This window comes from Achromobacter sp. (assembly GCF_036567245.1).
Lineage (GTDB): Bacteria > Pseudomonadota > Gammaproteobacteria > Burkholderiales > Burkholderiaceae_B > Achromobacter.
The window spans coordinates 1-8,536 of sequence record NZ_DATCUY010000389.1; the positions used below are offsets into that span (position 1 = coordinate 1).

Genomic DNA, 8,536 nt, shown 5'->3' on the forward strand with positions numbered 1-8,536 from the left:
GCGGCCAACTGGCGGCAGGCGGCCTCGTTGCGGCCCAGCGTCGCCGCGATCTCCGCGAACGGCATGTCGAACACATCGTGCAGCAGAAAAGCGGCCCGCTCGAGCGCCGACAGCCGCTCCAGCGCCAGCATCAGCGCCACCGACAGGTCGTGCGCGATCTCCCCCGCCCCCGGCGCCTCATAGCTGGCGGCATCGGGCAAGGGTTCCGGCAGCCATGGCCCGACGTATTCCTCGCGCCGCACGCGCGCCGACTTCAGTTGATCCAGGCACAGCCGCGTGACCGTGCGCGACAGGAAGGCGCGCGGGGTTTCGACCTGGCCGCGGTCCGCGTCGCGCCAGCGCAGCCAGGCGTCCTGCACGATGTCCTCGGCCTCCGCCCATGAACCCAGCATGCGATAGGCCAGGCCCTGCAAATGCCTGCGATGAGGTTCGAAGTCGGCAACGGCATCGGGAATGGCTGACGCGCTCATGGAGCCAGGGCCTCAGTGCTTGGGATGCTGCGAGCGGAAACCGACGGCGATACGGTTCCAGCTGTTGATCATGTTGATGGCGACCGTCAGGTTGACCTGCTCTTCTTCATTGAAATGCCTGGCCATTTCGGCATAGTCGGCGTCCGGCGCGCCGGTCTGGGCAAGCCGGGTCAACGCTTCCGTCCACGCCAGTGCGGCACGCTCGCGTTCGCTGTACAGCGAGGACTCGCGCCAGGCGTCCAGCAGGTACAGGCGCATTTCGGTTTCGCCCTGCTTGCGGGCGTCGGTCGAGTGCATGTACAGGCAGTAGGCGCAGCCGTTGATCTGCGAAGCGCGCATCTTCACCAGTTCAAGCAGGCTGTGTTCCAGGCCGCAGTTCTCGACGAAGTCATTCAAGGCGATCATCGCCTTCATGGCCTTGGGCGAGGCGGTGTAGGCGTTCAGGCGGGCAGTGCTCATGGATCTTTCTCCAGCAAGGTGGGCATGCGCCGCGGAATACGGCGCCATTACCCCTAGGACGAGATAGCCTGACTCGATGTGACATCGCCCATCGGGAAATTTGTAAATCCGGCCTAGAAATCCAGCCGCCCGCGCAACTCTCCGAACGGCACCATCACATGCTCGCGATAGGCGGGACGGGCCTGCAGGCGCTCGTACCAGGCCTGCAGGTGGGGCATGGGCGGATGCGGAATATCCAGTTCGAAGTAGCGGTAGAGCGTGGTGCCGGACGGGATGTCAGCCAGCCCCAGGGACTCGCCGCCCAGGTAAGGCCGGTCCGCCAGCGCGCGGTCCAGCTGCCGCAGGCAGGCGTGCGTGGCCGCGATGGCGCGTTCGATGGCCGCCGTGTCGCGCTGGGCCTCGGGCGTGCGGTAATAGCCCCAGAACACGCCTGTCAGGAAAGCGGGCTGCAAGGCGGTCTGGGCCCAGTCCATCCAGCCGTCGGCACCCGCCCGCTGCGCCGGATCGTCCGCCCAGAACCGGCCAGCGCCGTCGCGCGCGGCCAGATAGCGCAGGATGGCATGGGATTCCCACACTACCGTGGCGCCGTCGCGCAGCAGCGGCACCTTGCCGTGGGGGTTCATGGCGCGGAATTCGGCCGTGTCCAGCAAGCCGAACTGGCCGCCGGCCAGTACGTGCTCGTAGTCCAGGCCCAGCTCTCCCGCCAGCCACAGCACCTTTTGCACATTGAACGAACTGCGGCGTCCCCAGATGGTCAGCATGGCAGCGGCCCTCAGTCGGCGTGCACGATGCGCGGCTCGCAGCGCACCGGGAAATTGACCGAGTTGGCGATGAAGCAGAAATGATGTGCGCGCTCGTGCAGCTCGGCCGCCAACGCTGCGTCGTCGCCGGCGCGGATGGTCACTTCGGGACGCAGGGTGACGGCGCTGAAGGCGCCGCCGCTCTCGCGGTCCTCGACCATGACGCCTTCGGCTTCGTCGCGGTAGACCTCCACCGTCACCCCTTCGACCGCGCAGAAGTGCAGATACCAGAGCTTGTGGCAGGCCGACAGCGACGCCACCAGCATGTCCTCGGGATTCCAGCGCGCGGGATCGCCACGGAAGGCCGGATCGGACGAGCCCGGCACGTCGGGCTTGCCCGCCGCGCGGATCAGGTGGTCGCGCGAATAAGCGGCGTAGCTGGACGTGCCCGAGCCAGTATTGCCGGTCCAGTCGACGGTGACGTTGTAACGGTGTTCGCCTTTCATCGGAATCGTCCTATTCAAGAGGGAAAGCCCAGGCCAGCGCGCCAGGAGAGTAGCCTAGCGTAGCGCATGCGCGGCCGCGCCAGGCCCGCGCGCTTTACATCCCGTTTCAGCACCGCCCCGTTACTATCCGTATCGTGACCGGTCTGCCAAACAGGAGCTCGCCATGATGAAAACCACCCTGACCTGCGCCCTGACGCTAGCCCTGCTCGCCGGCTGCGCGCCGTCCCGGCCCGGCGCCAGCGGCTCCGTGCCCGTCGACAGCCACACCGCCCGCGATTCGCTGGACTGGGCCGGCAACTACCAAGGCACCCTGCCCTGCGCGGACTGCCCGGGCATCCGCACCCGCCTGACCCTGATGCAGGACGGCCGCTACGAAAGACAGACCCAGTACCTGGACCGCCAGCCGCAGCCCGAGGTCGTAACTGGGTCATTCAGCTGGGAATCCGACGGCAGCACCATCCGGCTCGACGCGTCCGGCGACAGCCAGCGTTATTTCGTCGGCGAAAACCAGGTAACCATGCTGTACCGCGACGGCACCCGCCCGACCGGCCCGCTGGCCCCGCACTACATCCTGCGCCGCGCCCAGTAACGCCTCGCGCAACGTAACGCATCGCGCAACGCGGGCGCTTGCGGCTATGCTTGCCGCATCGTCCGCGCCCGTGCGCGCGATCCCCACGCCCAAGGAAACCATGAAGACCGATCACGAGCTGCTCTCCGCCTTCGCTCCCACCGGCACGCTGCGCGCGTCCATCAATCTGGGCAACCCCATCCTGGCCCACGCCGACCCCGTCACCGGCCAGGCCGGCGGCGTGTCGGTGGATCTGGCCACGGAACTGGCGCGGCGCCTGGGCGTCGAGCTGGAACTGGTGGTGTTCAAGTCGGCCGGCGAATCCGTCAACGCCGTGGCCGCTGAACAGGCCGACGTGGGCTTCTTCGCCATCGACCCGCTGCGCGGCGCCCAGATCGCTTTCACCGCGCCCTACGTGGTCATCGAAGGCGCCTACCTGGTGCGCCAGGACTCGCCCATCGCCAACATGGACGAAGTGGACCGCAAGGGCCAGCGCGTGGTGGTCGGCAAGGGCAGCGCCTACGACCTGTACCTCACGCGCGAGCTCAAGCAGGCGGAGATCTTCCGCGCGCCCACCTCGCCTGCCGTCGTCGACACCTTCATGCAGGAAAACATGGAAGTCGCCGCAGGCGTGAAGCAGCAGCTTGAAGCCGACGCGCAGCGCCTGGGCGGCCTGCGCCTGCTGGACGGCCACTTCATGCTGATCCGCCAGGCCATGGGCGTGCCCAAGAGCCGCGGCGACAAGGCCAGCGCCTACCTGGCCGCCTACGTCGAGGCCATGAAGAAATCGGGCTTCGTCGCCGAAGCCCTGGCCCGCCACAAGATCCAGGGCGCCGCGGTGGCGCCGCTGGAAGCCTGATCCCGCCAACGCTCCCAAAAACAAGGCCCCGCGCAGCGGGGCCTTTACACGCCGGCAGCGCGTCCTCAGTGGCTGATCATCCAGGGCCTGGCGCCCGCGAACGATTTCGCCCCATCCGGTGTGGTGCGTGTCTTGCCGCCCGCCTTGCCGCCGGAACAGCAGCCGCAATTCATGCCGTGGCCCGACCGCGAACTGCGCGGCTCGTGCGCGCTGCGCTCGTTGACCGCGCGCGCCCGGTTCACCGCGGACGACAACGCCGAAATCGCCGGCGCTCCGCCCACGATGCGGCCGCACATCGCGCCGCATTGCGGGCAGGCGGCGGGATCGCGCCACTGGGCCAGAGGCACCAGCGCCGCGAATTCGCCGCAGTCGCCGCAGGCATAGTCATACATGGGCATGGCGGCGTCTCCTAGCGGTCGCGCGACAGCGGCATGTCCACGCCGCCCTGGATGTGCTTGACGGGTCCGGAAGCCGACGGCTGGATGTCGAAGTCGAAGATCTCCGTCGGCAGCCACAGCGTGGCGCAGGAGTTGGGTATGTCGACCACCCCGCTGATGTGCCCCTGCACCGGCGCGCAGCCCAGCAGCGAATACGCCTGGGCGCCCGAATAGCCGAACTTCTTCAGGTATTCGATGGCGTTCAGGCAAGCCTGCCGGTAAGCGACGTTCACGTCCAGGTAGTGCTGCTTGCCGGCTTCATCCACCGAAATGCCTTCGAAGATCAGGAAGTCCTTGTAGGCCGGCGTGATCGGGCTGGGCTTGAAGATCGGGTTCTTGATCGCGTACTTCTCCATGCCGCCCTTGATCAGCGACACGCGCATGTGCACCCAGCCCGCCATTTCGATGGCGCCGCAGAAGGTGATCTCGCCGTCGCCTTGCGAGAAGTGCAGGTCGCCCACCGACAGGCCGCCGCCCTTCACGTAGACCGGGAAAAACACCCGCGCGCCACGCGACAGGTCCTTGATGTCGCAGTTGCCGCCATGTTCGCGCGGCGGCACGGTGCGCGCACCCTCGCCCGCCGCCTTGTCGCGGTCGGCGCCCTGCATGGCGCCCATGTGCGCCGTCTTCGGCGCGGGCGGATTGGCCAGCGGCGGCACGCGGTTGGGATTGGTGTCGATCAGCGCCTGCTCGCGCCGGTTCCAGGTGTCCAGCAGCTTCTGGTCGGGCAGGCAGCCGATCAGCCCGGGATGGATCAGTCCCGCGAAGTTCACGCCGGGAATATGGCGCGACGAGGTGAACATGCCGTGGAAATCCCAGATGGATTTCTGCGCATGCGGAAAATGCTCGGTCAGGAAACCGCCGCCGTTACTGCGGCTGAAAAAGCCGTTGAACCCCCACAGGCTGTCCGGCTTGGCCCCGATATCCAGCAGGTCCACCACCAGCAGATCGCCCGGTTCGGCGCCTTCCACGCCCACCGGCCCCGAAAGAAAGTGCACCGTGGACAGGTCCACGTCGCGGACGTCGTCGGCGCTGTCGTCGTTCTTGATCGCGCCGCCGGTCCAGTCATAGGTTTCCAGCACGAAGTCGTCCCCCGGCTTGACCCACACGGCCATCGGAATATCCGGATGCCAGCGATTGTGGATCTGCGCGTTCTCGTAGGGGGATTGGGCCAGGTCGACCTTGATGAGGGTGTCAGTCATTCTCTTTCATCTCCAACATAACGTGTTGATAAAACAGAAATTTCCATCTTAGACCGTCCAACGCGAAGGCGCATGGCAGCGCTTGCAGGTCGTTGATGTGTGAAGCACAGTAGGCGAGTTTTGGACAGCCGTAAACTGGGATTACGACCAGTAGCCAGGGGATGGCTCAGGGAGAGGGACGGCTGCCGGCGCCACACCGTTGCACGGCCGGTTTGGTCGATGAATAATTGATGCTCCCAACATCGCGAATTGGAGTACCAATGAGCATCGTCGAGCCCCCGGAAGAAGGGACCGCTGCCCCCATCAGCAGCTTGGCGCAATTGGATGAACCGTACCGCTACCAGCTTCTGGTGGAGGCCGTCCTTGACTATGCGATTTTCCTGCTCGACGCCGATGGCTTCATTGCAAGCTGGAATGCCGGCGCGCAGCGCTTCAAGGGCTACGAAGCAGCCGAAATCATCGGGCAGCACTTCTCGCGCTTCTACACCGATGAAGATCGTGCCAAAGGCGTCCCGCAGCGGGCGTTGGCGGTCGCATCGAGCGAAGGCAGATTCGAGGCCGAGGGATGGCGAGTCCGCAAGGACGGCTCGCGATTCTGGGCCAGCGTGGTCATAGACCCCATACGGGACGGCGCGGGCAAGCTCATCGGTTTCGCGAAGGTCACGCGCGATATCACTGAGAAGCAACGAAGCCAGCTCGAGCTGCAGGCAACCCAGCTGGCTCTGCATCGGGCCCAGCGCATGGAAGCGCTGGGGCGCGTGACGGGCGGACTGGCCCACGATTTCAACAACTTCATCTCGGTCATCAACGGGGCCGCGGAATTGCTGCGCAAGCCCGAACTCGCCCCTGACAAGCGTCTCAAGTACCTCAATGCGATTGCGGATACGGCACAGCGGGCCACCCACCTGACGCAGCAAATGCTCGCATATGCGCGCCGCCAGCCTCTCGAGCCATCCCAGGTGGACGTAGGTCTATGCATCGAAGGGATGAAACCGATCTTCCAGGCAACACTTGGGTCCGCCGTCCGGGTGCAATACCAGCTTCCGGATGACCCGTGCCTCATTTGCGCCGACGTCAGCCAGCTGGAAAACGCCTTGTTGAATCTGGTGGTCAATGCCGGAGACGCGATGCCATTCGGCGGCAATGTAAGAATTGCAGTCAGCTGCGTAGACTCGCGCCCGGATGAACAGGGGCGCTGCGCCACAGGACCTTTTGTGGCGGTCAGCGTTTCGGACGACGGCGAGGGCATCGCGCCGGAAATTCTGGACCACATCTTTGAACCCTTCTTCACCACCAAGCCGGAAGGGCAAGGAACGGGCTTGGGCTTGAGCCAGGTTTTCGGCTACGTCTCGCAAACGGGAGGCCACATCGATGTGGTCAGCTCCGCCCAGGGGGGTACCACATTCACCCTCTACTTCCCCAAGGCCTCCTCCGGACAGGTGGCCGGACACTGATACTTTTTCGGCCCCCCCTGCTTCTTCAGTAGCTGAGACACAGCACTGTTTCCAATTCACGGATCAGCGCATCCGGAGCCCATGGCTTCAGAATGAACTTTGTCGCTGGCGGAAGATCATCCGCGGCCGGGTAATGACGGCCAGACGTGAGAAGCACTGCAATTTCCGGCGATTGACTACGTATTCGCGCTGCCATCTCGAGACCATCCATGGAGCCTGGCATTTCGATGTCCGTAATGACCGCGCGTATGTCGGGGCGCTCCCCAAGCCGCTGCAGCGCCTCATCGGCGTTGCCCGCCTCGCAAACGACATAACCTTCACCGGCCAATATCTCGGCCAGAATCCATCGGGCGGTCTCGTTGTCATCTACAACGAGAACAACCTTCTGCCCGGCGCAGATCTTGGCATCCGTCATATGTCCTCGCCTGAATAGTGGAGTCGATGGATTCTCGAAGCCTCATCGGCTCGCGCGAGTCAGCAAGTGCCATGCCTGTGCACAAGGGGCATTATCGCCTCGGCTGATGCCCCGAATTTCCCAGCAGTTATGATGCAGCCCATTCTGTCGCACTATCAAGGTATTTCCGCATGGCCGCCCTCAACCGCCGTACGCTCGCCGTCCTGCTTTTCTGCACCGCCAGCGCCAGCACGCCCGCCGTCGCGGAAGACTGCATCGCACAGATCGATGCGGAACAGACGCGCATCGACCGCGCGCAGGACATACAGCGCACGCGCGAAGCGTCCAACGACCTGCAATTAAATCGCGAACTGTGCCAGGGCCGGCTGGACCTGCTGGATGCCCGGTACGCCCTGGTCGACGACTTCGAAGCCTGCCGCCGCAAAGGGGTGGAGTTTCCGGCAAAGATGGCGCGCGCGCTGAGCGACGCGTCCGACGAGCTGGCGGACAAGAAGGCCGCATGGATCAGAACCTGCGGCCTCCAGATGAAGGACTGAGTGAAGGATTGCGCGGCCCGCCTATAGCGGCGGGCGCGCGTCTCACGCGGCCTGCTTTTCCGCGCTTTTCGGGAAGAAAATGGCGCGGCTCGGATCAAAGCCGTAGCGCTGCTCGAACTCGGTCGCGTCCGCGGCCAGCGCCAGCACCGAATCCAGGATGAAATCGGCCTTCTCGTCGGCCAGCAGCACGCTGAAGTTCAGCCGGATAAAACCAGGCTTTTCCATTTCCCGCCCGTCCAGGATGGCCTGGCGCATCTGCAGCGACTCATCCGCGCCGATATCCAGCAAACGATGCACGTAGGGACCCGCGCAAGCGCAGCCGCCGCGCGCCTGGATGCCGAAGCGATCGCTCAGCATGCGCGTCACCAACTGCTGATGCACGAAGCCGCCGCGGCCGTTGCGCACCCGGAACGAGAAGATCGGCAAGCGTGTCGCCGTCAGTGAGCCCAACAGTTCCAGCTGCGCCGCGCCCTGCCATCTGGCCAGCGCGCGCTGCACGAAGTGTTGATTGCGCTGGCGCATGAACTCGGCGCCCAGCGCTTCCTTCACCAGCAGCACCAGGGCGGCGCGGATATCGCCCACCACATTGGGCGTGCCCGCTTCCTCGCGTGCTTCCAGGCTGCCGCTGTAGTCGTGGCCCACGGGCGAAACGAAGCGGACCGTGCCGCCGCCCGGCCAGGTAGGCGTGGTGTCCAGCACCGCGTCGCGGCGCACGATCAGCACGCCCGAAGCGCCCGGGCCGCCAATGAACTTGTGCGGCGAGAAAACAATCGCGTCGATCGCCGCGTCAGCGGCAGGCGTCATCTGGATGGGCAAGTAAGGTGCGCCGCCGGCGTAATCCCACAGCATCTTCGCGCCCGCGGCCTTGACCCGGCGGGTCACCCCCGCCA

Annotated in this window: 12 protein-coding genes; 4 read left to right on the top strand and 8 right to left on the bottom strand. The window is 65.3% G+C overall.

Going from position 1 to position 8,536, the window contains the following annotated elements:
- The 4 genes from VIR09_RS16580 to VIR09_RS16595 all read right to left on the bottom strand — a co-directional run.
- Positions 1-470: sigma-70 family RNA polymerase sigma factor (locus VIR09_RS16580; RefSeq protein WP_332013862.1), on the bottom strand; the 470-nt coding region annotated here is incomplete at its 3' end.
- Positions 471-482: 12 nt separating this feature from the next.
- A complete protein-coding gene (locus VIR09_RS16585; RefSeq protein ID WP_332013863.1) occupies positions 483-929 on the bottom strand; it encodes a carboxymuconolactone decarboxylase family protein in 447 nt (148 codons plus the stop codon).
- A gap of 113 nt (positions 930-1,042) precedes the next feature.
- Complete coding sequence (locus VIR09_RS16590) at positions 1,043-1,690, bottom strand: glutathione S-transferase (protein WP_332013864.1); 648 nt, start codon at positions 1,688-1,690, stop codon at positions 1,043-1,045.
- Positions 1,691-1,701: 11 nt separating this feature from the next.
- Positions 1,702-2,175 (bottom strand): OsmC family protein, encoded by a 474-nt coding sequence (locus VIR09_RS16595; protein ID WP_332013865.1) that lies wholly within the window; start codon positions 2,173-2,175, stop codon positions 1,702-1,704.
- A 163-nt stretch (positions 2,176-2,338) separates the two neighbouring features.
- Between VIR09_RS16595 and VIR09_RS16600 the strand changes: the two genes are divergently transcribed.
- A complete protein-coding gene (locus VIR09_RS16600) occupies positions 2,339-2,764 on the top strand; it encodes a copper resistance protein NlpE (RefSeq protein ID WP_332013866.1) in 426 nt (141 codons plus the stop codon).
- A gap of 100 nt (positions 2,765-2,864) precedes the next feature.
- The gene (locus VIR09_RS16605) at positions 2,865-3,602 is read left to right on the top strand and encodes an ABC transporter substrate-binding protein (RefSeq protein ID WP_332013874.1); all 738 of its coding nucleotides are present in this window, start codon (positions 2,865-2,867) and stop codon (positions 3,600-3,602) included.
- Positions 3,603-3,667: 65 nt separating this feature from the next.
- Here the strand turns inward: VIR09_RS16605 and VIR09_RS16610 are convergent, their stop codons facing one another.
- Together VIR09_RS16610 and fmdA are read right to left on the bottom strand one after the other, a co-directional pair.
- A complete protein-coding gene (locus tag VIR09_RS16610) occupies positions 3,668-4,000 on the bottom strand; it encodes an FmdB family zinc ribbon protein (protein ID WP_332013868.1) in 333 nt (110 codons plus the stop codon).
- Positions 4,001-4,011: 11 nt separating this feature from the next.
- Entirely contained in the window at positions 4,012-5,241 is a 1,230-nt protein-coding gene (gene fmdA / locus VIR09_RS16615; RefSeq protein ID WP_332013869.1) for a formamidase, read from the bottom strand.
- Positions 5,242-5,501: 260 nt separating this feature from the next.
- Here fmdA and VIR09_RS16620 point away from each other — a divergent pair, with 260 nt between their 5' ends.
- The gene (locus tag VIR09_RS16620) at positions 5,502-6,695 is read left to right on the top strand and encodes a two-component system sensor histidine kinase NtrB (protein ID WP_332013870.1); all 1,194 of its coding nucleotides are present in this window, start codon (positions 5,502-5,504) and stop codon (positions 6,693-6,695) included.
- Between the two features lie 25 nt (positions 6,696-6,720).
- On the opposite strand, the gene VIR09_RS16625 is transcribed toward VIR09_RS16620, so the two are convergent.
- A complete protein-coding gene (locus tag VIR09_RS16625; RefSeq protein ID WP_332013871.1) occupies positions 6,721-7,110 on the bottom strand; it encodes a response regulator in 390 nt (129 codons plus the stop codon).
- A 170-nt stretch (positions 7,111-7,280) separates the two neighbouring features.
- Here VIR09_RS16625 and VIR09_RS16630 point away from each other — a divergent pair, with 170 nt between their 5' ends.
- Positions 7,281-7,646: a hypothetical protein gene (locus VIR09_RS16630; protein WP_332013872.1), complete on the top strand. Its 366-nt coding sequence runs from the start codon at positions 7,281-7,283 to the stop codon at positions 7,644-7,646.
- A 42-nt stretch (positions 7,647-7,688) separates the two neighbouring features.
- Here the strand turns inward: VIR09_RS16630 and VIR09_RS16635 are convergent.
- A partial coding sequence (locus tag VIR09_RS16635) for an aminotransferase class V-fold PLP-dependent enzyme (RefSeq protein WP_332013873.1) occupies positions 7,689-8,536 on the bottom strand: 848 nt, incomplete at its 5' end.